The 22,417-nt window shown below is 74.1% G+C and carries 20 protein-coding genes; 9 read left to right on the forward strand and 11 right to left on the reverse strand.

From position 1 onward, the window contains the following. Window positions 1–632: 632 nt before the first annotated feature. On the reverse strand, window positions 633–1,613 hold the full coding sequence (locus tag ACWCRA_RS25275) for an SGNH/GDSL hydrolase family protein (RefSeq protein ID WP_351554539.1): 981 nt from the start codon (window positions 1,611–1,613) through the stop codon (window positions 633–635). A gap of 171 nt (window positions 1,614–1,784) precedes the next feature. Between ACWCRA_RS25275 and ACWCRA_RS25280 the strand changes: the two genes are divergently transcribed. After that, complete coding sequence (locus tag ACWCRA_RS25280) at window positions 1,785–3,182, forward strand: cystathionine beta-synthase (RefSeq protein WP_351554429.1); 1,398 nt, start codon at window positions 1,785–1,787, stop codon at window positions 3,180–3,182. 432 nt (window positions 3,183–3,614) lie between these two features. Here ACWCRA_RS25280 and ACWCRA_RS25285 read toward each other — a convergent pair whose 3' ends face one another. The 5 genes from ACWCRA_RS25285 to ACWCRA_RS25305 all read right to left on the reverse strand — a co-directional run bounded on the left by ACWCRA_RS25285 (window position 3,615) and on the right by ACWCRA_RS25305 (window position 7,740). Then, window positions 3,615–4,052, reverse strand: a complete 438-nt coding sequence (locus tag ACWCRA_RS25285; RefSeq protein WP_351554426.1) for a hypothetical protein — start codon at window positions 4,050–4,052, stop codon at window positions 3,615–3,617. A 42-nt stretch (window positions 4,053–4,094) separates the two neighbouring features. Further along, on the reverse strand, window positions 4,095–5,045 hold the full coding sequence (locus ACWCRA_RS25290; RefSeq protein WP_451068672.1) for an ABC transporter substrate-binding protein: 951 nt from the start codon (window positions 5,043–5,045) through the stop codon (window positions 4,095–4,097). Further along, window positions 5,042–5,815: an ABC transporter permease gene (locus tag ACWCRA_RS25295; RefSeq protein ID WP_451068673.1), complete on the reverse strand. Its 774-nt coding sequence runs from the start codon at window positions 5,813–5,815 to the stop codon at window positions 5,042–5,044. Before ACWCRA_RS25295 ends, ACWCRA_RS25290 begins: the two co-directional genes overlap by 4 nt. Beyond that, complete coding sequence (locus tag ACWCRA_RS25300; RefSeq protein ID WP_451068674.1) at window positions 5,808–6,512, reverse strand: ABC transporter permease; 705 nt, start codon at window positions 6,510–6,512, stop codon at window positions 5,808–5,810. Before ACWCRA_RS25300 ends, ACWCRA_RS25295 begins: the two co-directional genes overlap by 8 nt. A gap of 178 nt (window positions 6,513–6,690) precedes the next feature. Then, window positions 6,691–7,740, reverse strand: a complete 1,050-nt coding sequence (locus ACWCRA_RS25305; RefSeq protein ID WP_351554417.1) for an ABC transporter ATP-binding protein — start codon at window positions 7,738–7,740, stop codon at window positions 6,691–6,693. A gap of 206 nt (window positions 7,741–7,946) precedes the next feature. Here ACWCRA_RS25305 and ACWCRA_RS25310 point away from each other — a divergent pair, with 206 nt between their 5' ends. Both ACWCRA_RS25310 and ACWCRA_RS25315 read left to right on the forward strand, forming a co-directional pair. Then, window positions 7,947–8,783, forward strand: coding sequence for a MurR/RpiR family transcriptional regulator (locus tag ACWCRA_RS25310; protein WP_351554414.1), 837 nt, complete (start codon window positions 7,947–7,949; stop codon window positions 8,781–8,783). A 107-nt stretch (window positions 8,784–8,890) separates the two neighbouring features. Beyond that, complete coding sequence (locus ACWCRA_RS25315; protein WP_451068675.1) at window positions 8,891–9,466, forward strand: hypothetical protein; 576 nt, start codon at window positions 8,891–8,893, stop codon at window positions 9,464–9,466. Between the two features lie 400 nt (window positions 9,467–9,866). On the opposite strand, the gene ACWCRA_RS25320 is transcribed toward ACWCRA_RS25315, so the two are convergent. From ACWCRA_RS25320 to ACWCRA_RS25330, 3 genes are all read right to left on the reverse strand, one after another. Beyond that, window positions 9,867–11,240: an APC family permease gene (locus ACWCRA_RS25320; protein ID WP_351557321.1), complete on the reverse strand. Its 1,374-nt coding sequence runs from the start codon at window positions 11,238–11,240 to the stop codon at window positions 9,867–9,869. 115 nt (window positions 11,241–11,355) lie between these two features. Then, on the reverse strand, window positions 11,356–11,835 hold the full coding sequence (locus ACWCRA_RS25325) for an SRPBCC family protein (protein ID WP_451068676.1): 480 nt from the start codon (window positions 11,833–11,835) through the stop codon (window positions 11,356–11,358). 65 nt (window positions 11,836–11,900) lie between these two features. Further along, window positions 11,901–13,220: a type III PLP-dependent enzyme domain-containing protein gene (locus ACWCRA_RS25330; protein WP_351557327.1), complete on the reverse strand. Its 1,320-nt coding sequence runs from the start codon at window positions 13,218–13,220 to the stop codon at window positions 11,901–11,903. Between the two features lie 138 nt (window positions 13,221–13,358). Between ACWCRA_RS25330 and hutU the strand changes: the two genes are divergently transcribed. Genes hutU through ACWCRA_RS25350 form a run of 4 tightly spaced genes read left to right on the forward strand, consistent with a single transcriptional unit; the run spans window position 13,359 to window position 18,038 of the window. Next, on the forward strand, window positions 13,359–15,017 hold the full coding sequence (gene hutU, locus ACWCRA_RS25335) for a urocanate hydratase (RefSeq protein WP_451068677.1): 1,659 nt from the start codon (window positions 13,359–13,361) through the stop codon (window positions 15,015–15,017). A gap of 35 nt (window positions 15,018–15,052) precedes the next feature. Then, entirely contained in the window at window positions 15,053–16,243 is a 1,191-nt protein-coding gene (locus ACWCRA_RS25340; RefSeq protein WP_451068707.1) for an allantoate amidohydrolase, read from the forward strand. Then, complete coding sequence (locus ACWCRA_RS25345) at window positions 16,234–17,583, forward strand: formimidoylglutamate deiminase (RefSeq protein WP_451068678.1); 1,350 nt, start codon at window positions 16,234–16,236, stop codon at window positions 17,581–17,583. The genes ACWCRA_RS25340 and ACWCRA_RS25345 overlap by 10 nt, the downstream gene beginning before the upstream one ends. A gap of 20 nt (window positions 17,584–17,603) precedes the next feature. Beyond that, window positions 17,604–18,038, forward strand: coding sequence for a VOC family protein (locus tag ACWCRA_RS25350; protein ID WP_351557336.1), 435 nt, complete (start codon window positions 17,604–17,606; stop codon window positions 18,036–18,038). Between the two features lie 75 nt (window positions 18,039–18,113). On the opposite strand, the gene ACWCRA_RS25355 is transcribed toward ACWCRA_RS25350, so the two are convergent. After that, the gene (locus ACWCRA_RS25355; protein ID WP_351557339.1) at window positions 18,114–19,202 is read right to left on the reverse strand and encodes a methyltransferase domain-containing protein; all 1,089 of its coding nucleotides are present in this window, start codon (window positions 19,200–19,202) and stop codon (window positions 18,114–18,116) included. Window positions 19,203–19,445: 243 nt separating this feature from the next. On the opposite strand from ACWCRA_RS25355, the gene hutI reads away from it, so the two are divergent. Both hutI and ACWCRA_RS25365 read left to right on the forward strand, forming a co-directional pair. Beyond that, complete coding sequence (gene hutI, locus ACWCRA_RS25360; RefSeq protein WP_351557341.1) at window positions 19,446–20,624, forward strand: imidazolonepropionase; 1,179 nt, start codon at window positions 19,446–19,448, stop codon at window positions 20,622–20,624. A gap of 216 nt (window positions 20,625–20,840) precedes the next feature. Further along, window positions 20,841–21,209, forward strand: coding sequence for a hypothetical protein (locus ACWCRA_RS25365; RefSeq protein WP_351557344.1), 369 nt, complete (start codon window positions 20,841–20,843; stop codon window positions 21,207–21,209). Between the two features lie 319 nt (window positions 21,210–21,528). Here the strand turns inward: ACWCRA_RS25365 and ACWCRA_RS25370 are convergent, their stop codons facing one another. After that, the gene (locus ACWCRA_RS25370; protein ID WP_451068679.1) at window positions 21,529–22,395 is read right to left on the reverse strand and encodes an NAD(P)H-binding protein; all 867 of its coding nucleotides are present in this window, start codon (window positions 22,393–22,395) and stop codon (window positions 21,529–21,531) included. Window positions 22,396–22,417 lie beyond the last annotated feature (22 nt).

A 22,417-nucleotide genomic window follows, 5' to 3' on the forward strand; every position in this document is an offset into this window, starting at 1 on the left:
TCCTAAGCGGTTGCTCACTTGTGTGCCCGTCCCCGCCGGGATTCCCGGCGCACCCCACGCCACGGGTGCCCCGAGCAACTCCAGCCCGTCTGGGGGTATCTCCCAGAGGCAGCTCTGGGGGAGTTTGAGGACGGCCCCGGGGTCACGGGTGGCCCGAGCGTTCTCAGCCTGTCCGGCGTTTGAGGACGGACCCTGGTCCACAGGTGCCCGCACGGTGCGGGTCCCGGTCGGGGGCCAGCCCCCGAACCCCCGCTCCTCAATCGCCGGAGGGGCTGGAGTGGTGCGGCTCAGTCGCCGGAGGGGCTGGGTTTTGTGCCTCGGGCCGCCCGGAGGGGTGGGGGTGGTGCGGCTCAGTCGCCGGAGGGGCTGGGTTTCGTGCCTCGGCTCGCTCGGAGGGGTGGGGTGGTGCGCCTCAGTCGCCGGAAGGGGTGGGGGTGGTGCGGCTCAGTCGCCGGAGGGGCTGGGTTTTGTGCCTCGGGCCGCCCGGAGGGGTGGGGGTGGTGCGGCTCAGGTGCCGGAGGGGCTGGAGTGGTGCGGCTCAGTCGCCGGAGGGGCTGGGTTTTGTGCCTTGGGCCGCCCGGAAGGGCTCGGGTGGTGCGGCTCAGGTGCCGGAAGGGCTCGGGGGGTGGGGCTCAGTCGCTGGAGGGGGTCAGGTTCGGAGGGGGGCTTGCCGGGATGTGGCGGCGGCGGCGGTGTTTCAGGAGGGCCCACGGCGCGCGAGCGCCGGTGACCTCCGTGCCCGCCTCCCGCGCCGCCGCTGCCGCCGCCTGCGCCACCGGCAACACCCCCTCGTCCCGCTCCGCCTCCGGCCGGTCCGACTCCGGCCACACCTCCAGCGCCGCGCACACCGTCGGCAGCAGCGCCATCGCCGCCGTCGCGTACCCCTCCGCCGAGGGGTGGTAGTTGTCCGCCCCGAACATCTCCCTCGGGTTCGCCGCGAACTCCGGCCCCAGCAGATCCCCGAGCGATACCGTCCGCCCGCCCTGCTCCACCGCCACAATCGTCTGCGCCGCCGCGAGCTGCCGCGACACCCTCCGCGCCAGCCACCGCAGCGGCTGGTACACCGGCTCGATCGTCCCCAGGTCGGGGCAGGTCCCCACCACCACCTCCGCCCCCGCCGTGCGCAGCCTCCGCACCGCCGACGCCAGATGGCGCACCGACTGCGTCGGCGGCATCCGGTGCGTGACATCGTTGGCACCGACCATGATCACGCAGATGTCCGGCCGCCTGGAGGCATCCGAGAGAAGCAGCGTGACCTGGCGGTCCAGGTCATCGGACTGCGCCCCCGGCAGCGCCACATTGCACACCTCCACCGGCCGCTCGGCCACCGCCGCCAGCCCCGACGCCAGCAGCGCCCCGGGCGTCTGACCGGCCCGCCGCACCCCCTGGCCGGCCGCCGTCGAATCCCCCAGCATCCCCAGCAGCAGCGGGTCGGTGCGCCCGAAGACCAGCCCGTACAGCCCGTCCGCGCGCGGCGGCAGCGGCGCGATCCCGCCGCCCACCGAACGCTTCGCCAGCTGCACCTCCGCCAGCACCACCCCCACCGTCGCCACACCGATCAGGCCGATCGATCCCCCGCCGTAGGCGGCGCCCGCGGCGATGCGCCGCGCCACCCTCGCTCTCGACAACACCGTCCGGACCTCCGCTCCTCGCCGACCGGCCAGTCCGCTGCCGCTCGTCCGCCGTGCCGGTCATGAGCTAACTGCCCCGTGGAGACCGTCGCCCAATCCCGCCCCGGTCGGCATACTCTGACCGCATTCACTACGGAGACCCCGGAGAGCACTGTGCGCATTCATGACTCGATGATCAGTCTTATCGGCAATACCCCGCTGGTGAAGCTGAACAGCGTCACCGCCGGAATCCAGGCGACTGTTCTGGCCAAGATCGAATATTTCAACCCGGGCGGTTCGGTCAAGGACCGCATCGCCGTACGCATGATCGAGGCGGCGGAGGAGAGCGGAGCGCTCCGCCCCGGTGGTGTGATCGTGGAGCCCACCAGCGGCAACACCGGTGTGGGCCTGGCGATCGTGGCCCAGCGGAAGGGCTACCGGTGTGTCTTCGTCTGCCCGGACAAGGTCTCCACCGACAAGATCAATGTGCTCCGCGCCTACGGCGCCGAGGTCGTGGTCTGCCCCGCCGCCGTCGACCCCGAGCACCCCGACTCGTACTACAAGGTCTCCGATCGCCTGGTGCGGGAGATCCCGGGTGCCTGGAAGCCGGACCAGTACTCCAACCCGAACAACCCCCGCTCGCACTATGAGACCACCGGTCCCGAGATCTGGGACCAGACCGACGGAAAGATCACCCATTTCGTCACCGGTATGGGCTCCGGCGGCACCATCTCCGGCACCGGCCGCTTCCTCAAGGAGGCGAGCGGAGGGGTGGTCAAGGTGATCGGCGCCGACCCCGAGGGCTCCGTCTTCAGCGGCGGCTCGGGCCGTCCGTATCTGGTCGAGGGGGTCGGCGAGGACTTCTGGCCGAGCGCCTACGACGCGTCCGTGACGGACGACATCGTCGCCGTCTCCGACAAGGACTCCTTCCAGATGACCCGCCGGCTGGCCAAGGAGGAGGGCCTCCTCGTCGGCGGCTCCTGCGGTATGGCGGTCGTGGCCGCGCTGCGGGTCGCGGAGCCGCTCGGTCCCGACGACGTCGTCGTGGTCCTGCTCCCGGACAGCGGGCGCGGCTATCTCTCGAAGATCTTCAACGACGAGTGGATGGCGGACTACGGCTTCCTGGAGGACTCCGGACCCTCCGCCTCCGTCGGCGATGTGCTCCGCCACAAGGAGGGCGGCGCGATCCCCAATCTGGTGCACATGCACCCGGAGGAGACCGTCGGCGAGGCGATCGAGGTGCTGCGCGAGTACGGCGTCTCCCAGATGCCGATCGTCAAGCGCGGCGCCGGGCACCCCGATGTGATGGCCGCCGAGGTCATCGGCTCGGTCGTCGAGAAGGAGCTGCTCGACGCGCTCTACGGCGGGCGGGCCCAGCTCGGCGACCCGCTGGAGAAGCATATGAGCGACCCGCTCCCGCAGGTCGGCTCCGGTGAGCCGGTCGCCGATCTGATGGCCGTGCTGGGCGTGGCCGACGCGGCGATCGTCCTGGTGGAGGGCAGGCCCACGGGCGTGGTCAGCCGCCAGGACCTGCTGTCGTTCCTGGCCGGCGGTTCGAGCGGTACGAAGTGACCCCCACGGGCCGGCCCGCGCGGGGCCGGCCGGCGCCCGCGCCCGCACGCCGGAGCTTCGCGCATTCGGTACGCGGCTGTCACGTCCCGGCAGCACCGGCTTAACACACGTCCCGCACAGTGGTGGGTGCCGGTGGGGAGACCCGCCGGCACCACGAACGGCGTCCTGACCTCCGGAGCGGCTCCCGGAGCCCGGGCGCCCTGGACGCGGCGACCGGCCCTGACCCGGGAGCGTGTCCCACGCGGGGACCGTCGCCGTCCCGCCCCCTGGCCGGCGGCCAGGGGTAGCGGCGGCCCCCGCGTCCACTTCCTCCGTCCACTTCCTCCGTCCGCGCGTCCGTGGCGATCCGCCCCGCGCCGGTGCGATTCCTCCGCCCGCTGCGGCCCGTGAGACCCGTGCGACCGGTGCGGCCCGTGAGACCCGTGCGGCCGGTCAGTCCTCCCAGTCGGAGGACGGCGATGCCGGCTCCCCGCCACCCCGGCGCCGCAGCCAGGAGAGCCCGCCCGAGGAGTGGATCGCGTTCACCCCCACGATCCCCGCCCAGGTCACGATCAGTCCCTTCAGATCGGCGTTCACCACCGCGATGGCCGAGAGCGGCACGGCGAGGATCAGCGAGATGATCCCGAAGCCGAAGCGCTCGCCGAAGTTCGGGTCGGCGGAGTGCTGCGGCGAACGCACCCCCCGGGCGACGGCCATCTGCTGTTCGGCGAGTTGGCGGCGCAGCCGGCGGTCCACCGTGCCGTCGAGCCGCTGCTCGACCTTGGCGAGAAAGGACTCGACCAGGGCCGATTCATACTCCTCCCCCAGCTCCCGGCGGGCGTGCAGGGTGGCGTCGAGCTCCTTCTTGAGCTCCGGGTCGCGGGCTTCCATACGACTCAACGCTACGGACGGCCGGCCCCGCCGTCAGTGGGGCTACCCCCCCCTTTCCCCCTTCCCCGTCAGGCCCTTGGCGCGGGCCCACTCCCGGGCCACGTCCTCGGCGTCCTCCTTGTCCTTGTCGACCCGGCGGTTCAGCTCGGTCAGCTCCGCCGTCGTCAGGGCCGCCCCGATCCGGGCGAGCGCCCTGCGCACCCGGGAGTCGGCCCTGCGGTCGGCGATCAGCGGGACGACCCGCTGGCCGGGAATGAGGTTCCTGGGGTCGGTGAGCACCACCCACCCCTCGGCCGCGATGTCGGTGTCCGTGGTGAAGAGGTTGGCGACATCGACATCGCCCCGTTTCAGGGCGCCCTTGACCAGCGGCCCGGAGGAGTCGAGCGACCGGAACCCGGCGAACTCCACCCCGTACACCTTCTTCAGCCCCACCACGCCCACGGTCCGTGTCCTGACCTCGGGGGCGGCGCCCAGCACCAGCTTCCCGTTGTGCCGGGCGAGGTCGCCGAGGCCTCTCAGGCCGTACGCGGCGGCGGTCTCCCGGGTGACGGCGAAGACATCGGAGTTCTCGGCCCGGCCGTACGGGAGGATCTGGAGGCCCCGGGGGAGGGCGATGGCGAGCGCGTTCTGCATCTCGCCCTCCTCGGTGGCGCGGGCCTGCGGGTCGAGGTGGTGGAGCAGCGCGCCCTGGTACTCGGGGAGCAGATCGATGTCCCCCCGGCGCAGGGCCGGGACGAGGATCTCGCGGGTGCCGAGGTTCGGGCGTACCGCCGTCCGCACCCCGGCCGCCGTCAGCACGGCGGCGTAGAGATGGCCGAGGATCTGGTTCTCGGTGAAGTTGGCGGTGCCGATGGTGATCCCGCCCTCGCTCGACCCGCCGCCGCCGGACAGCTCGCCGCCGCCCTCCAGGGAGGTGATGCCGCCGGAGCAGGCCGCGAGCGCGGGGACGGAGGCGGCGGCCGTCAGCCCGCGGAGGAGGGTGCGCCGTCTCATGACGTCTCCTGTCGGTGGGTGGGTGCGCGGTGGGTGGGTGCGCGGTGGGTCGGTGCGGGGTGGGTCGGTGCGGGGTGGGTCCCGGACGGGTGGGTGCCGGGGTGGTGGTTCCGGGCGCGCGGCGGGGAGAGCAGCCGCTGTACGCAGGCGAGCACCAGGTCCAGGGCGATCGCGAGGGCCGCCACCAGGACGGCCCCGCCGAGCACCTGCACCAGATCGCGCTGGGCCAGCCCGTCGAAGACATAGCGGCCGAGGCCGCCGAAGCTGACATGGGCGGCGATGGTGGCCGTCGCCACCACCTGGATCAGGGCGAGCCGCACCCCGGTCATGATCAGTGGCAGGGCGAGCGGGATCTCCACCCGCAGCAGCACCTGGTGCGCCCGCATCCCCTGGCCCCGGGCCGCGTCGCGCACCTCCGGGTCGACGGCGGAGATCCCCGCCCAGGTGTTGGTGACGACGGCCGGGACCGCGAGCGCGACCAGCGCCACATACACCGGGGTCATGGAGAGCCCGCCCGCCAGGAAGACCAGCACGACCAGACCGACGGTGGGCAGCGCCCGGCCGAACGAGGCCAGGTTGACGGCGAGGAACGCGCCCCGGCCGGTGTGTCCGATGAGCAGCCCGACCGGGAGGGCGATCACCACGGCGACGGCGGTCGCGAGAAGGGAGTACTCCAGGTGCTCGGCGAGGCGGCCGGCGATCCCGTCGGCGCCGGACCACTGGTCGCCGCTGGTGAGCCAGGCGCCGAGGTCCCTCAGCAGTTCACCCACCCCGCACCGCCCCGCTTCCGCTCCCGCCGGGCTGCCGCCGGCCCCTGTTCCGGCCCCTGCCCCTGTTCCAGGGGGTGAGGAGGTACTCCACGGCCACCAGGAGCGCGTCCGCGGCCAGCGCGAGCAGCAGGGTCAGCACCACACCGGCGACGACGGGCGTGGGGAAGTCGCGCTGGAACCCGTCGGTGAAGAGCTGGCCGAGACCGCCGTCGCCGATGTACGTGGCGACCGAGACGAGCGAGATCGACATGACCGTCGCGATCCGCACCCCGGCGACGATCACCGGCAGGGCGAGCGGCAGTTCGACGGTGAGCAGGGTCCGCAGCGGGCGGGTGCCCATCGCCGTGGCGGCCTCCTTGGCGTGCGCGGGCACCGAGTCGAGACCGTCGACGGTGTTCCGCAGCAGCACGACCAGCGTGTAGACCGCGAGACCGATGACGGTGGTGGTGCGGGTCAGGCCCGAGACCGGCAGCAGCAGCACGAAGACCGCGATCGACGGGACGGTGAAGAGCACATTCGCGAGGGAGAGCAGCAGCCCGCGCAGCGCCCGGACGCGGTGCGCGAGGACGGCGAGCGGGAGGGCGAGGGCCAGCCCGACGAGGACGGCGGTCAGGGCCGCCTGGAGGTGGTTGACGGTGAGGGCGGCCAGCTCGCCGCTGTGGTCGGCGATCCAGGCCCAGTCGACATCGACGGTCATGGCAGCGGCCTCCCGGCACCGGCTCCACCGGCCACCGGGCCCGCGACCGGGGCCGGGGTCGGGGCCGTGACCGGGCCCGCGACCGGGGCCGTGACCGGGCCCGTGACCGTGGCCGGAGCAGGCGGGCGGAACCGGCCCGTGCCGGCGGTCAGCGGGCGACCCCGGCCCGTGCCGGCGGTCACCGGGCGGTCCGGGCCGTCGCGTGCGCGGCGCCCGCCCGTTCGTGGATCTCCTCGCGGGAGGTGACCCCGGTCAGCGCCCCCGCCGCGTCCACCCGCGCAACCAGACCGGCCGGCGAGGCCACCGACTCGTTCAGCGCGGACAGCAGCGAGTCCGTGTCCCGCAGCGGGCGCACCGGCAGCAGCGGCGCGGTCCCCGGCGCCCGGCTGTCGCGCCAGCCCAGCGGCGCGCCGGCGGCGTCCAGCTCCAGCCGCCAGCGTCCGCCCGAGGGTGCCGGGGACGGGGCCAGCTCCGCCAGCGGGGAGAGGGAGAGCAGCTTCAGCCCGCGCTCCGCGCCCAAGAAGTCCGCCACGAAGCCGTCGGCCGGGCGGGCCAGCAGCTCCGCCGGGCCCGCGCACTGCACCAGCCGCCCGCCGGTGCCGAAGACCGCGATCCGGTCGCCGAGCCGCACCGCCTCGTCGATGTCGTGGGTGACGAAGACGATGGTCTTGCCCAGGCCCTCCTGGAGCCTGAGCAGTTCGTCCTGGAGCTGACCGCGCACCACGGGGTCGACCGCTCCGAACGGCTCGTCCATCAGCAGGACGGGAGGGTCCGCGGCGAGCGCCCGCGCCACCCCCACCCGCTGCTGCTGCCCGCCGGAGAGCTGGTGCGGATAGCGGGCGCCGGTCTCCGGGCGGAGCCCCACCGTCTCCAGCAGCTCCGCCGCCCGCGCCCGCGCCCTGCGGCGTCCCCAGCCGAGCAGCAGCGGCACGGTGGCGATGTTGTCGGCGACCGTGCGGTGCGGGAAGAGGCCGGACTGCTGGATGACGTACCCGATGGAGCGGCGCAGGAGCGCCGCGTCCTGCCGCCGTACGTCCCGGCCGCCGACCCGGACGGTGCCGGAGGTCGGCTCGACCATCCGGTTGATCATGCGCAGAGTGGTGGTCTTGCCGCATCCCGAGGGGCCGACGAGGACCGTGACGGCGCCCTCCGGTAACTCCAGGGTGAGGTCGTGGACCGCCGTGGTGCCGTTGGGGAAGCGTTTGTTCACCGCATGGAACTCGATCATCAGTCGTCCCTCGCCCGGCTGCATACTGTTATGCAGAGTTTTTGATGTTTTTGATGCCTGAATACGCTGGAGCTGTCCGGAGCCGATGTCCGAACAGGTTCTCCATGCCCCGGCCGGGCCGTGAAACGCACCAGGGCCGGGCGGCGGCGGAACGAAGGACGGGGACGGACCGTGAGCACGGTGAGACCGACGACGAGAGGGACGGGATGAGCGAGAGCCCCGCCGCACGGCTCCAGCAGCTCTTCGAGGGCCACCGGCTCACCCCCACCCAGCGGCGGATCGCCCACAGCATGGTGCGCCGGGCCGCCGATGTGCCCTTCCTCTCCAGCGTGGAGCTGGCCGAGGTCGCCGGGGTGAGCCAGCCGTCCGTCACCCGGTTCGCCGTAGCCCTCGGCTTCGACGGGTATCCGGCGCTGCGCCGCCACCTCCGGGAGATCGCGCCGCCGCCGGGCGCGCCCACCGAGGCCGTCCCCAACGAGTACCAGCAGGCGGTCCGGGCCGAGATCGAGAACCTGGGCCGGCTCGCCGAACTCCTCGCCGACCCCGCCCCGGTCCTCCGCGCGGGGCGGCTGCTCGCCGCATCCCGCCCGCTGCCGGTCCTCGGGCTGCGCGCCGCCGCGGCCCAGGCCCGGGGGTTCGCCTACTTCGCGGCCAAGGTTCACCCGGATGTACGCCTCCTGGACGAGGGCGGCAGCCTGCTCGCCGACCGGATCGAGGGCGCCCGGCGCGCGGGTGCGAGCGCGCTGCTCTGCTTCGCGCTGCCCCGCCACCCCCGGGAGGTCCTGGAGGCCCTGGCCGCCGCCCGCTCGGCGGGGCTGACCGTGGTGACCGTCGCCGACTCGGCGTTCGCCCCGGTCGCCGGCCACAGCGATCTGCTCATCCCGGCGGCCGTCGGCACCGGGCTCTCCTTCGACACGGCGTGCGCGCCGATGCTGCTGGGGCGGGTGCTGCTGGAGGCGATGTGCGACGAGCTGCCCGACGCGCAGGCGCGCCTCGAGGAGTTCGACGGCAGGGCGGCGGCCCGGGGGCTCTTCGCCGAGTGAGACCGGCTCTTCCGGGGCTGTTTCCGGGTTTCTCAGACGCCGCTCAGAAACCGGGGTTAATCTCCGCCCGCAACAGGACGTGGGCGCGGAGACGAGGGAGTACGGACGTGGGTCGCGGGGCGCAGTCGCAGTCGCAGTCGCTTGCGAGGGTCGCGGTGGTGGTACGGGCCGGGGCGGCGCCCCTGTGGTGGCTGGGGGTCCTGGCCGCGGCGATCGGGGCGCTGGTGCCGGGGCTCACCGGGCGCCGGATCGGGGTGCTGAGCGGGGCGGCGCTGCTGCTGGTCACGGCGGCGGTGACGGCGCTGGCGCGCCGGAGCCGCTATGCCGCTCTCGCGGAGGGGGCGGGCCGGGCGGGGCGGGGGGACTATCTCCAGGACCGGAGGGTGACCCTGCGGAGGTGGCGGCGGGCGCACCGGTGGGGGCTGCTGGGGGGATTCGTGGTGGCGGTGGGGTCGGCCTTCGTGGTGCCGGCGGCCGGGGGGATGGTGCTGGCGGGGGCGGGGGCCGGGTTGTGGGGGAAGGCGGTGTGGCTCGGGTGGTGGGAGCGGGGTGCGGAGAGGTTGTTGTGGGTTTCGGCGGACCGGGCGCTGGGGAGTCCGGCCGGGCGGCGGGTGGAGTCGTTCCGCGCCACGGGCCCGGCCGCCGGCGACGCCCGCCCCGGCGGCACCCGCCGCCGCCCGTGACCCGCGCCCGGCAGGGAGGCGGCTCTGGGGAAGCCTGAGGACGGACCCTGTGCGCCAGGAGCCCCGCACGGTGCGGGCCACGGTCGGGGGCCGGCCCCCGAACCCCCGCTCCTCAATCGCCGGAGGGGCTTGGTTTGCTCAGGTCGCCGGCGGGGCTGGGAGGGGGGCGGCTCAGGTCGCAGGAGGGGCCGGGGTGGTGCGGCTCAATCGCCGGAGGGGCTTGGGTTGCTCAGGTCGCCGGAGGGGCCGGGGTGGTGCGGATCAGGTCGCCGGAGGGGCTGAACCACCCAGCCTGTCCGGGGGCACCTCCCAGAGGCAGCTCTGGGGGAGATTGAGGACGGACCCTGGGGCACAGGACCCCGCACGAGGCGCCCCCGGCGTGAGCCCGGCGCCCCCGGGCTCAGGGGGAAGGGGACTCGCCGCGTGAGCGCATCACCAGGCGGTTCACCCACCACAACCCCACCCCGATCACCAACAGCACCCCCGCCCGGATGTACACCTCCGCATCCCGGTCCGCCAGCGGGCTCGCCAGCACCAGGGCCGTGATCGCGCCCAGCACCGGGAGCGCCGTCGGCGTCCGGAAGTGCCGGTGCTCCACCTTGTCGCGGCGCAGCACCAGCACCGCGATGTTGACCACCGCGAACACACAGAGCAGCAGGAACGCCGTGGTGTCGCCGAGCCCCTCGATCTCCCCGGTCAGCACGAGACCGATCGCCAGCACCGACACGAAGACGATCCCGACGACCGGGGTGCACCGGTTGGGCAGCACCCGGGCCATCGCCTTCGGCAGAATCCGCTCATTGGCCATGCCGTAGCAGAGCCGCGAGGCCATCATGATGTTGATCAGCGCCGAGTTGGTGACCGCGAACAGCGCGATCAGGGCGAAGAGTTTGGGCGGGAAGCCGAGCCCGCCCGCCTTGACCACCTCCAGGAGCGGCCCGCTGGACCCCGCGAGGGTGCGGTGGTCGACCAGCAGCGAGGAGACCAGGGCCACCAGGATGTAGATCGTGCCGGTGACCCCGATCCCGATGAAGATCGCCTTGGGGAAGGTGCGGACGGGGTCCTTGGTCTCCTCCGCCATGTTCACCGAGTCCTCGAAGCCGACAAAGGCGAAGAACGCCAGCGCCGTTGCCCCCAGCACCCCGGTGAAGAGCGCGAACCCGGTCCCGGACGTCTCCAGTTCGGTGAGCCGGGCGGGCTCGCCGTCACCCGAGAGCACCGCCCACGCGCCGATCGCGAGAATCACCGCGAGGCCCGTCAGCTCCACGACGGTGAGCACCACATTGGTCTTCACGGACTCCGAGACCCCGCGCAGATTCAGCGCGGCGAGCACCAGGATGAAGACGACCGCGATCAGTGTCGGCGGGACCGCGTCGGTGAACTCGTGGAAGTAGTCACCGCCGAAGGCGCGGGCCGCAGCGCTCGCCGAGGCCAGCCCGGAGCACATCACCATGAAGGCGACGATGAAGGTCACGAAGGGGACCTTGAACGCCTTCTGGGTGTAGAGCGCGGCCCCCGCCGCCCTGGGGTACTTGCCGACCAGCTCCACATAGGACGCCGCGGTCAGCACCGCGACGAGGAATCCGATCAGGAACGGCAGCCACAGCGCACCTCCGACCTTCCCGGCGACCTTGCCGGTGGTGGCGTAGATACCGGTGCCGAGGATGTCGCCGATCACGAAGAGGATCAGCAGCTTCGGCCCGAGGACCCTTTTGAGCGGGCCCTCGCCCTCGGGCGTCCCGGTACTGCGGTCGGTGGCGGGTGCGCTGGTCAAAGGGGCCCTCCCCCGGGCGGTGCGGATGCGGTACGGGAGGAGGACTGCCCGGAAGCTCCCGGGTGATGCGCCGCGGATGTGCAGGAAATGCGTCCGTTGCGCGGGGCGCGGGGGGTCAGACGGTCCCGGGGGAGCCGGGGCCGGCCCGTTCCGCCGCCGCCACATCCGCCAGGTCCCGTGCGACGGCCCTGCTCACGAGCCGCGCTCCCAGCGCGCCGAACACCCTCGCCGGCAGCCCGGCGGCGCCGCCGGGCGGGACGGCCGTGAAGGACATCCGGACATCGGTGGCCCCGGGCCCGGCGGGCCGCAGGGTGAACCGGGAGCGGTGGGCCGCCCCGCGCGAGGCGGCCTCCACCGTGTAACCGCGCGGCGGGTCGCTCGCGGTCACCCACATCTCCTCGGTGGCCTCCTTCCCCAGCATCCGCCGGGTCTCGCGCCACCGGGTGCCGACCCCGAAGGGCCCATCGGAGAGCACCTCGACCGCCTCCACACCGCTCAGCACCGCCGGGGCGCCCGCCAGATCGGTCAGCACCCGCCAGACCCGCTCGGCGGGCGCCGCGATCCTGCGCTCGACGACCACTTCCCTGTCCGCCATGGCTCCAGGAAACCAGCCGCCACCGACAACCGCCCCCGGACGAGCCCGTACCGCCCCCGGCCGGGCTACAGCAGCGCGCCCGCCAGACCGCCCCCCGACTCGGCCACGATCTCCGCCACGCTCTGCGGCTCCCGGGCGAGCGAGAACTCCACCGCCCCGTCCCGCACCCGGAAGCCGTGCACCCCGGCGCGGGGCAGGCTGTTGTAGCCGTAGTGGCTGGAGAAGAAGTACGCCCCGGTGTCCAGGGCCGCGATCACATCCCCCTGCTCCAGCAGCGGCAGCGCCCGCCCCTCGGCCAGCAGATCGCCCGCGAAACACGCCGGCCCGGCGATGTCCTGCACCACGTCCGGCCCGGTCTTCGGCACCCCCCGCCCGTCGTGGGCGGTGATCCGCAGCGGCCAGGAGACCGGGTCGTAGACGGTACGGGTGGCGACCTGCACCCCCGCGTGGGTGACCGCGATCGGGCGCGAGCCCGAGACCTTGGCGTACTCCACCCGGGCGAGGATCGTGCCGTGCTTGGCGAGCAGCGCCCGCCCGAACTCGGTGACCAGCCCGTACCGCCCGTCCAGCAGCCCCGGGACCTGCTCCTTCAGCAGCTCGGCGTACTCCGCGAAGGTGGGTGTCACCTCGTCGGACGCGAAGTTCACCGGCAGCCCGCCGCCGATGTCGACGGTGTCGATCTGCTGTCGCCCGGCCGCCGCGTTGATCTCCTCGGCGAGCGCGTACACCTCCCGCACCCCCTCGGCCATCCGCTCCAGCGGCACGCCCTGCGAACCCGAGTGGGTGTGCAGCCGGGTCAGCCGGGGCCGCTCCAGATACATCCGTACGACGGCCTCGCGCGCCCCCGCGTCCCGCAGGGCGACCCCGAACTTCGAGGTGGCCGTCGCGGTGGAGAGCGCCCCGATGGAGCCCCCGCCGATCTGCGGATTGACCCGCAGCCCGAGCGGGGAGCGGGCGCCGGGATCGGCCCCGGCCGCCGCGAGTTCACCGATCCGGGCCAGCTCCTGCGGGTTGTCGGCGTTGATCGCGATCCCGAGGGCGAGCGCCTCGCGCAGTTCGCCCGGGGTCTTGGCGGGGGAGTCGAGCACGGTGCGCTCGGGCGGGATGCCGGCGGCGCGCGCCAGTGCCAGCTCCCCGGGGCTGGCGACCTCCGCCCCGATCCCCTCGGCGCCGAGCAGCGCGAGCACCGGCACCAGGGGCGCGGCCTTCACCGCGAAGGCGTGCAGCACCGGCGCGTCGGTGACGGCGGCGAACGCCGCGCGCAGCTCCGCCGCCGAATCGCGTATTCCGGCCACGTCCAGGAGGGCGGCCACCGGCCGCTCCTCGGTGAGAAGCCCCTGTGCGACAGCGGCTCGTACGGCTTGATTCCTTCGTTCGGCGGTCATATGGGCCAGCCAACCACCCCCGGCGGCCGGGGCACACCTGTTGACTAGAACTATTCATCTCGTCAGGATGTGAATAACCGAGGTGAACAGCCGGCTCCGCCACGGATGCCCGCCGCTGTCGCGAGGAGGCAACTGCCCATGTCAGGACCCCGCCCCGTCCGGGCCCCGCGCGGTACGGAACTCCAGACCCTCGGATGGCAGCAGGAAGCCGCCCTCCGCATGCTCCAGAACAATCTGGACCCCGAGGTCGCCGAGCACCCCGAGCGCCTGGTCGTCTACGGCGGCACCGGCAAGGCGGCCCGCGACTGGCGCTCCTTCGACGCCATGGTGCGCACCCTGCGGACGCTGAAACAGGACGAGACGATGCTCGTCCAGTCCGGCCGCCCGGTCGGTGTGATGCGGACCCACGAATGGGCCCCGCGCGTTCTCATCGCCAACTCCAACCTGGTCGGCGACTGGGCGAACTGGGAGGAGTTCCGGCGCCTGGAGGCCCTCGGGCTGACCATGTACGGGCAGATGACCGCCGGGTCCTGGATCTACATCGGCACCCAGGGCATCCTCCAGGGCACCTACGAGACCTTCGCCGCCGTCGCCGCGAAGAAGTTCGGCGGCACCCTGGCGGGGACGATCACCCTGACGGCCGGTCTCGGCGGGATGGGCGGCGCGCAGCCGCTCGCCGTCACCATGAACGACGGGGTCGTGATCTGCGTCGACTGCGACCCGCGCGCCATCGAGCGCCGGATCGGGCACCGGTACCTCGATGTCCGCGCCGACTCCCCGGACCACGCCCTGCGCCTCGCGGCCGAGGCGCGGGACGCCCGCCGCCCGCTCTCCATCGGGGTCCTCGGCAACGCGGCCGAGGTGCTGCCGTACTTCCTGGAGACGGGCGCCCCCATCGACATCGTGACCGACCAGACCTCGGCCCACGACCCCCTCTCCTACCTCCCGCTCGGGGTCCCCTTCGACGACATGGCCTCCCTCGCGGCGGAGAAGCCGGCCGACTTCACCGTCCGGGCGCGCGAGTCGATGGCCTGCCATGTGGAGGCGATGGTGGGGTTCCTGGACGCGGGGGCCGAGGTCTTCGACTACGGGAACTCCATCCGGGGCGAGGCCCGGCTCGCCGGATACGGCCGGGCCTTCGACTTCCCCGGGTTCGTCCCCGCCTACATCCGCCCCCTGTTCTGCGAGGGGAAGGGCCCCTTCCGCTGGGCCGCGCTCTCCGGGGACGCCGCCGACATCGCCCGGACCGACCGGGCGATGCTGGAGCTCTTCCCCGAGAACGAGTCCCTGCGCCGCTGGATCACCCTGGCGGGCGAACGGGTCCGCTTCCAGGGCCTGCCCGCCCGGATCTGCTGGCTCGGCTACGGCGAGCGCGACCGCGCGGGCGAGCGCTTCAACGACATGGTGGCGTCGGGCGAGCTGACGGCCCCGCTGGCGATCGGCCGCGACCACCTGGACTGCGGCTCGGTGGCCTCCCCGTACCGCGAGACCGAGGCGATGCTCGACGGCTCGGACGCCATCGCGGACTGGCCGCTGCTCAACGCGATGGTGAATGTGGCATCGGGCGCCTCCTGGGTCTCGATCCACCACGGCGGCGGCGTCGGGATGGGCCGCTCGCTCCACGCGGGGCAGGTGACGGTGGCGGACGGGACCGCGCTGGCCGGGGAGAAGATCCGGCGGGTGCTGACCAACGACCCCGGGATGGGGGTCATCCGCCATGTCGACGCGGGATACGAATCCGCCGGGGCCGTCGCCGCGGAGCGCGCGGTCCGCGTCCCCATGAGGGAGTCCGAGTGACCTCCCCCGCGCCCGGAGCGGCCTCCTTCCAGGAGATGTGGCGAGAACTCGCCACCATCGGACGGTCCTCCTCGACCGGCGGCTACCGCCGGTACGCCTGGACCGGGGCCGACACCGACTGCCGGGCCTGGTTCCGGGAGCAGGCCCTCGCCCGGGGCCTCGCGCACGAGACCGACCGGAACGGCAACCAGTGGGCCTGGCTCGGCGACCCCAGGGGCACGGACGCCGTGGTCACCGGCTCGCACCTCGACTCCGTGCCCGACGGCGGCGCCTTCGACGGCCCCCTCGGCGTCGTCTCCGCCCTCGCCGCCCTCGACGAGCTGCGCCGCCGGGGCGCCCGCCCCACCCGCCCGATCGCGGTCACCAACTTCGCCGACGAGGAGGGCGCCCGCTTCGGCCTCGCCTGCGTCGGCTCCCGGCTCACCGCCGGACGGCTCACCCGGGAGCAGGCGTACGCGCTCCGGGACGCCGGCGGCACCACCCTCCCGCAGGCGATGGAGGCCGCGGGACAGGACCCGTCGGCGCTGGGCCCCGACCCCGAACGCCTCGCCCGCGTCGGCGCGTTCGTCGAGCTGCACGTGGAGCAGGGCCGCGCCCTCGACCTCTCCGGGGACCCGGTCGGCATCGCGTCCGCCATCTGGCCCCACGGCCGCTGGCGGTACGACTTCGCGGGCGAGGCCAACCACGCCGGCACCACCCGCCTCGCCGACCGCCGCGACCCGATGCTCACCTACGCCGAGACCGTCCTCGCCGCCCGCCGCGAGGCCCGGCTCGCGGGCGCGGTCGCCACCTTCGGCAAGGTCGCCGTCGAACCCAACGGCGTCAACGCCATCCCGTCCCTGGTCCGGGGCTGGCTGGACGCCCGCGCCGCCGATCAGGACGGCCTCGACACGGTCGTCGCCGCGATCGAGCGGGCCGCCGGCGAGCACGCCCGGCGCGACGGCGTCGACCTCACCGTCGTACGGGAGTCCTTCACCCCGGTCGTCGAGTTCCAGCACGCGCTCCGGGACGAGCTGAACCGGCTCCTCGGCGGCGCCCTCCCCGTCCTCGGCACGGGAGCGGGACACGACGCCGGAATCCTCTCCGCCTCCGTACCGACCGCCATGCTGTTCGTGCGCAACCCCACCGGCGTCTCGCACTCCCCGGCCGAAAGCGCCGCCGAGGACGACTGCGCCGCCGGGGTGCTCGCGCTCGCCGACGTACTGGAAGGGCTCGCGTGCCGCTGACCGTGACGTACTGGGCCGAACACGCCTGGCTCGGCACCCATGTCGAACCCGGTGTGCTGCTGGAGGTGCGCGACGGCCGGATCGCCGCCCTGCGCCAGGAGACCCCCGCGCCCCCGCCGGGCGCGGAGATCCTGCGCGGGCTGACCGTCCCCGGCCTCGCCAACACCCACTCGCACGCCTTCCACCGCGCCCTGCGCTCCACCGTCCAGGTCGGCACCGGCACGTTCTGGACCTGGCGGGAGGTGATGTACGCGACGGCGGCCCGGCTCACCCCGGAGACGTACCACGCCCTGGCGCGGGCGGTGTACGCGGAGATGGCGCTCGCCGGGGTGACCGTGGTGGGGGAGTTCCACTATCTGCACCACGGGCCCGGCGGTGTGCCCTACGCCGACCCCAACGCGATGGGGGAGGCGCTGATCGCGGCGGCGGCGGACGCCGGCATCCGGATCACCCTGCTCGACACCGCCTATCTCCACGGCGGCCTCACCCGCGACGGCTACCAGCCCCTCGAAGGCCCCCAGCTCCGGTTCGGCGACGGCGGCGCCGACGGCTGGTGGGAGCGGTTCAGCCGGCTGGAGCCCCGCGACCACGCGCGGATCGGCGCGGCACTCCACTCGGTCCGCGCCTTCTCCGACCGCGACGGGTACGAGCGGTTCGCCGAGCGCACCGACGGTCTGCCCGTCCATCTCCACCTCTCCGAACAGCCCGCCGAGAACGCGGCCTGCCAGGCGGTCCACGGCTGTACGCCCACCCGGCTCCTGGACCGCGCCGGGTTCTGGAAACCGACGGTGACCGCCGTCCACGCCACCCATCTCACCGACGACGACATCGGGGTGCTCGGCGGCGCCGGCGCCGGGGTCTGCGTGTGCCCCACCACCGAACGGGACCTCGCCGACGGCATCGGCCCCGCCGCCGCGCTCCAGCGGGCCGGCTCCCCGCTCTCCCTCGGCAGCGACAGCCACGCCGTCATCGACCTCCTGGAGGAGGCCCGGGCCCTCGAACTCGACGAGCGGCTGCGCACCCGCACCCGGGGCCACTGGACCGCGGCCGCGCTCCTGCGCGCCGCCACCGCCACCGGTCACACCTCCCTCGGCTGGCCCGAGGCCGGGCGGCTGCGCGCCGGCGCCCCCGCCGACTTCGCCACCGTCTCCCTCACCTCCGTCCGCACGGCGGGCCCGGTGGCCCGGCTGGCCGCCGAGACGGCGGTGTTCGCGGCGTCGGCGGCGGACGTCACCGATGTGGTGGTCGCGGGCCGCCGGGTGGTCAGGTCCGGGGCGCACACCCTGATCCCGGACGCGGCGGGGGAGCTGGCCTCGGCGATCGGGGCGCTGCGCGCGTGAGCCCGTGCCAGACTGACCGGATGACCGCAGACCAGGGGCGCCCGGACGTGTGGCGCAAGCGCACCGACTCCTCCGGCCTCGCCGAACCCCGTGTCCTCATCCGGGTGTTCGTCGCACCGGGGGAGCTGGACGACAGCATCGCCTTCCACGAGAGGCTCCAGGCCGTCGAGGCGGACGGCCGGTTCGGCTTCCCGGCGAAGAACCTCAGGCTCGCGATGGTCGGGGCGTTCCTCCTCATCGAGGGCTCCGAGGAGGACCTGCGCCCCTTCCGCTCCACCGTCGGGACACTGCTGGTCGATGATGTGCGCCCCTACCACGACCGCCTGGTCGCGGCGGGAGCGGAGATTCTCTTCCCGCTCCAGGAGGTCCCCACCGGGGCGGGCTTCAACGCCCGCCACCCGGACGGGACGGTCGTGGAGTACGTTCACCACCGCCCGACCCCGGACGGGCACTGATCCGGCCGGGCGGTGGGCCGTATCGCCCGTACCGGCCCCGCCCGTCCCCACCCGCCCCGTGCGCGCCTCACCCCGTCACCGCCGGCGCCGTCCGGCCGGGTCGTCGGGGGAGGGGCCGTCCCCGGGCGCCGCGCCCGGGTCCGCCGGGGCCGGCAGCAGCCAGCGGGGTCCCGTCTCCTGGTCGAGGGCCCAGGCGTACTGGAGCTCCTCGGACTCCACCGTCAGGCCGAACTCGTACAGATCCGGGCTGCCCGCCTCCAGCCAGCCGTCCCAGGCCAGTTCGAGTTCGTCGGCGAGGCGGCGCGGGCCGCCCTGGGCGGCCAGGGCGGTGGCGTCGGGAAGGGTGGAGAGGGTGGCCCAGGACGAGACGCCGTCGTGGAGCCGCGCGCCCGTGCCGTGGCCGGCGGCGGCGACGGTGACCCGGACCCCCGGGAGGGCGACGCTCAGGGCGAACCGCAGATGACGGTCCTCCCGGAGGGCCGCCGGGTCGCGGGACCAGGGGCGTTCGCCGGCCGCGGGGCCGGCGCCGCGGACCCGGGCGAAGCCGTCGGAACCGGTGTCCTCGGCCCGGGCGGGGGTGCGGCAGGCGGCGCCCTGGACCCAGCCGCTCGCCGAGCGGCCGTCCGCGGCGACGGTGAGGGCCACATGGCCGAGCCGGCCCCAGGGGGTGACGATCCGCCCGCCGGGCCGGGTCTGGGCCACCCACGCCCAGGGGACGCGGTCCACCGCGCGGGCCGAGACGACCCGGTCGTACGGCGCGCCGCGCGGCCACCCGGCCGCGGAGTCGGCCACCTCCACCGCCGGTCCGGCCCCCGCCGCCGCCAGCCGTCTCCGGGCGGCGGCTGCCCGCCCGGGGTCCGCCTCGACGCTGGTGACCCGGCCGGGTCCGGCCCGGTGGGCCAGCAGGGCGGCGGTCCAGCCGGAGCCCGTGCCCAGCTCCAGGACCCGGTGGCCCGGTTTCAGCCGGAGCGAGTCGAGCAGGTCCACCACCGTGCGCGGACAGGGCGGGGCGGTGGTGCCCGGCCGCCCCGGCCGGTCCGCCGCGAACAGGTGCCGGGGCAGGGCGTCCACCGCCGCACGGACCCACGGCGAGTCCTCGGGCCGGGCGACGCCCCGGGCCGCGGTGTCCGCTTCGCGCCGGGGCCGCTCGCCGAAGGGGGCCACCCCCGCTACCGCTTGGCCTCGCGGACGGCGGAACCCCCGGGTGGCGACTGCGCGACCGTGCCCATGTGCTTTCCCCTTCAACAGAGGTCTGTGAGCACATGGTGGCGCACGGTGACACGGCGGGGGTAGACGGCCATCCGGGTGACACCGGCCCCACGGACCGCCGCAGGCTCCCCCGTACCGTGGGGCGGGCGGCCCCGGACCCCGCCGCGACGGACGGCGGTCGATCAGCGAGAGGACCTCATGAGCACCACCCTCATCACCCGTATCGGCGTTCTCGTCACCAACGATCCGGCCCTCGGCGACGGGTCCCCCCTCGGCGCCATCCCCGACGCCGCGCTCCTCATCGACGGGGACCTCGTCGCCTGGGCCGGCCCCGCCGGGTCCGCCCCCGCGGCCGACACCGTCCATGACGCGGGGGGCGCCGCCGTGATCCCCGGGTTCGTCGACTCCCACTCCCATCTGCTCTTCGGCGGCGACCGCACCCAGGAGTTCAACGCCCGGATGTCCGGGCGCCGCTACGAGGCCGGCGGCATCCGCACCACCGTCGCCGCCACCCGCGCGGCCTCCGACGCCGAGCTGGAGGCGGGTCTCGTCCGCTACCTCGGCGAGGCCCTCCGCCAGGGCACCACCACCTTCGAGACCAAGTCCGGCTACGGGCTCACCGTCCGCGACGAGGCCCGCGCCCTGGAGATCGCCGCCCGCCACACCGACGAGGTCACCTACCTCGGCGCGCACATCGTGCCCCCCGACCACGCCGACGACCCGGCCGGCTATGTCGCCCTCGTCACCGGCGAGATGCTCGACGCCTGCGCCCCGCACGCCCGCTGGGTCGATGTCTTCTGCGAGCGCGGGGCCTTCGACGGCGACCAGGCGCGCGCCGTGCTCACCGCGGGGAAGGCGAAGGGGCTGATCCCGCGCGTCCACGCCAACCAGCTCGGCCCCGGGCCCGGTGTCCAGCTCGCCGTCGAACTGGAGGCGGCCAGCGCCGACCACTGCACCCATCTCACTGACGCGGACATCGACGCCCTCGCGAACGGCACCACCGTCGCCACCCTGCTGCCCGGCGCCGAGTTCTCCACCCGCGCCCCGTGGCCCGACGCGCGCAGGCTGCTGGACGCCGGGGTGACCGTGGCGCTCTCCACGGACTGCAACCCCGGTTCCTCCTTCACCTCGTCCATGCCGTTCTGCGTCGCCCTGGCCGTACGGGACATGGGCATGACCCCCGACGAGGCCCTCTGGTCGGCCACGGCGGGCGGCGCCGCCGCCCTGCGCCGCACGGACATCGGCCGCCTGACCCCCGGCACCCGCGCCGACCTCGCGCTCCTCGACGCCCCGAGCCCCGTCCATCTCGCGTACCGCCCGGGGGTCCCCCTGGTCACCGAGGTCTGGCGGCGGGGCCGCAGGACCATCACACGGTAATCGCACGGCATATCACCGCCCGCCTCCCGTGGCGATACGGCTGCCGAAAAGCCCCGTATATCGATGTCATCGGCCGGAGGCGCCCACCGGTCGCCTATCACGCGCGGAGTTCGCTTCAGGCCAACAGCCGAAAAAGCTACGGTCGCTCTGCACGCTCGACAGGGGAAAGAAAGACCGGACGGGAGTTGCTTGATGAACGTTCGAAGGATTCTCGGAGTGACGGCTTCGGCCATGGCGCTCACGCTCTTCGCGAGCACCCAGGCGTCGGCCGCCGACTACTCGGTTCAGACCGATGACGGAGATCCCGGCGGAAAGATCTCCATCACGCTCTACGGCGACGTGGTGACCATCAAGGACCAGGAGGCCGACGGCTGGGGTGTGAAGGGCTGGGTCTTCAACTCCGATGGCAGCACCCGCTACACCCTCCAGGTCGGAGGCGTGAACAGCACCGAGACCGGCCGCGCCAGCATGGGCGGCAAATACAATCTGACCGAGGGTGCCCGCTACAAGCTCAGAGTCTGTCTCCACAAGGAGAACCAGACCGGGTACTGCGACGACACCGCGTACTTCGTGAACGACAACTAATCCCGTCCGCTTTCCGGACGCGGCGCGCCACCCCGCATCGGCGGTAATTGTGCGGGGTGGCGCGCCGCGTCCTTCGTGGCGGAAAGCGGAATTCGCGTGATGGCCGACGGCGGTGAATTCAGTGTTCCGGGTGAGAGCATTCCGGGGCGCGGTCGATACGGTGTTCCGCTGCTGCCGCCCACCGGGCCGTGGGCCCGGGCCGGGCGGCCGACCCGCGCCGGTGGGGCGCGTGGCCGGGGCGGCCCACCGGTGCCGGTGCCGTGGGGCGCATGGCACCGACCGGTTCGCCGTGCCCGGGGGGCGCGGGTTTCCGGTGGGCTCATCCGCGCAGATGGGCGTACGCCTCCGGGTTCTCCCGCAGGTACTCCGTGAAGCCGATCCCCTCCCGGCCCGCCAGCCGGGGCACCGCGTCCGAGATCAGCGACATCTCGCCCGTCGCGATCGCCTCGTACGAGGTCACCCACCCTGCCAGCTCCCACTCCGGGGCGCCGTAGCCGGCGCGGGAGGCATACGCCTCCTCCCGGGTCTCGGGGACATAGCGGATCTCCCGCCCGGCGAACCGGCTCAGCTCGGCCGCCGCCTCCGCCAGGGTCAGCGCCCGGGGGCCGGTGATGTCGTAGGTGCGGCCGTCGTGGCCCTCGCCCAGCAGCACACCCACCGCCGCGTCCGCGATGTCGTCGTGCGCCACGGCGGAGACGGCACCCCCGCCCGCCGGACCCCGGATCACCCCGTCCGCGCCCGCCATCCCCGCCAGCGACGCGAGGTAGAAGCTGTCCCGCAGAAAGGTGTGGCGCAGCCCGGAGGCGCGGATGTACTCCTCCGTGTGCCAGTGGTCGCGGGCGAACGTGAAGGTGGCGTCGGGCGCGGCGCTCAGAAAGGACACATAGACCACACGCTCCACCCCCGCCGCGACCGCCGCGTCCACGGCGGTGCGGTGGTCGTGGACCCGGTCGGGGGCCTCCCGGGCGGAGACGAGGAAGAGCGTCCGCGCGCCGTCGCACGCGGCGCGCATCGCCGCGCCGTCCCCATAGGCGGCGGGCGGGGCGAGGGAGCCGCCCGGGAGCACGGGCAGCCGTTCCGGGTCGCGGCCCAGCAGACGGGGAGCGGCTCCGGCGGCGGCGAGCCGGCGGGCCACCCGGCCGCCGACCCCTCCGCTCGCTCCGGTGACGGCGATGACGGGGCGCATGGGCTGCTTCCACTCTCCTCGG

The organism is Streptomyces sp. NPDC001889, assembly GCF_053594535.1.

Coding starts and splice junctions, on each gene's coding strand:
- ACWCRA_RS25340 (WP_451068707.1), top strand. CDS start 15,053: ATGTGGCGAGAACTCGCCACCATCGGACGGTCCTCCTCGACCGGCGGC.
- ACWCRA_RS25330 (WP_351557327.1), bottom strand. CDS start 13,220: ATGACCGCCGAACGAAGGAATCAAGCCGTACGAGCCGCTGTCGCACAG.
- ACWCRA_RS25305 (WP_351554417.1), bottom strand. CDS start 7,740: ATGATCGAGTTCCATGCGGTGAACAAACGCTTCCCCAACGGCACCACG.
- ACWCRA_RS25350 (WP_351557336.1), top strand. CDS start 17,604: ATGACCGCAGACCAGGGGCGCCCGGACGTGTGGCGCAAGCGCACCGAC.
- hutU (WP_451068677.1), top strand. CDS start 13,359: ATGTCAGGACCCCGCCCCGTCCGGGCCCCGCGCGGTACGGAACTCCAG.
- ACWCRA_RS25325 (WP_451068676.1), bottom strand. CDS start 11,835: ATGGCGGACAGGGAAGTGGTCGTCGAGCGCAGGATCGCGGCGCCCGCC.
- hutI (WP_351557341.1), top strand. CDS start 19,446: ATGAGCACCACCCTCATCACCCGTATCGGCGTTCTCGTCACCAACGAT.
- ACWCRA_RS25370 (WP_451068679.1), bottom strand. CDS start 22,395: ATGCGCCCCGTCATCGCCGTCACCGGAGCGAGCGGAGGGGTCGGCGGC.
- ACWCRA_RS25310 (WP_351554414.1), top strand. CDS start 7,947: ATGAGCGAGAGCCCCGCCGCACGGCTCCAGCAGCTCTTCGAGGGCCAC.
- ACWCRA_RS25285 (WP_351554426.1), bottom strand. CDS start 4,052: ATGGAAGCCCGCGACCCGGAGCTCAAGAAGGAGCTCGACGCCACCCTG.
- ACWCRA_RS25290 (WP_451068672.1), bottom strand. CDS start 5,045: ATGAGACGGCGCACCCTCCTCCGCGGGCTGACGGCCGCCGCCTCCGTC.
- ACWCRA_RS25300 (WP_451068674.1), bottom strand. CDS start 6,512: ATGACCGTCGATGTCGACTGGGCCTGGATCGCCGACCACAGCGGCGAG.